Below are 1,061 nucleotides of genomic sequence, written 5' to 3' on the forward strand. Positions count from 1 at the left end.
GGTTGATTTCCTGCTGTATTGTTATTTCTCCATTCAAAAACTACTCTCATGTTTCCACCGGCATACGGCACCGCATTTAGTGTGTAATTTTGTGTTGTAAAATTTGAATTCGAATTAAAATCGTTTCCAACTTTAATTCTACTGTTTGGTACCGCTGTAATTAATGTTCCAGCAGCTGGAGTAAATGTTGTTGGAACTGTCCAAACTCTAATGTAATCCTGTACTTCTCCAACTGATCGCCAATCGAATGTAAAATCTAATTGCGTTGCTCCTGCTGGTATTACAAAATCTTTGTAAGCATGAACGATAGAAGTCGCTGTATTGTTGTACGTATTGGTTTGACCGTTCGTATCTGTAATGTATAAGGCATGAGTTCCACCATTATTAACGCTAGTACCAACAGCCCATTTATTGGCTTGAGTTGAGTTGTTTACTGTCCAACCTGTAAGCGTTTCAAAACCGTCTGTAAAGTTTAATGGAGTAGCAACTTGTGGTAAAGTATAAGTAAAAGGACCTGACCAAATACTTGTATTACCATCACTACAAACTGCTCTTACATAATATTGATAAGAAACTCCTGGAATTCCTGTTACTGTAACTCCTGTGTTTGTTGTAGCTGTTGGGAAAGTAGTTCCTGTTGGCAAACCATATGGTGCTGGTGCAAAAGAATATTGCCATGAAGTAATACCTGCATCCGAAGTCCATGATAAATCTGCAGATGTAGTAGTAATATTAGTAGCAGTTAAGGCTGTAGGTTGGTTACAAAACACTTGTTGAATTGTTAATGTATAACCAACTGTTTGTTGTGCAGCACTTGAAGAAATTATGATATAATAAGTTGTCCCTGCAACTACTCCAAAAGGAATAATATTTCTTGGATTGGCATTGGTATTCGCCACACCTCCTAAACAAGTAGCACCTGCAGTACCAGGACAAGCATTGTACACGTGAATACTTGAACTAGCATTTGTAGGTGATAAAGTAATAGCAATATTACCTGTAAAAGTTGGAGTAAATGTATAAAACACATCATTTCCTGCCATATAATTTGTAGCTTGTGA

At 37.1% G+C, this 1,061-nt stretch carries 1 pseudogene; it reads right to left on the minus strand.

The features are described 5' to 3' along the window. Positions 1–1,061, minus strand: a pseudogene (locus G4D72_RS13265) (hypothetical protein); the annotation flags it as partial.

The sequence above is a fragment of the Flavobacterium difficile genome, assembly GCF_011392115.1.
Lineage (GTDB): Bacteria > Bacteroidota > Bacteroidia > Flavobacteriales > Flavobacteriaceae > Flavobacterium > Flavobacterium difficile.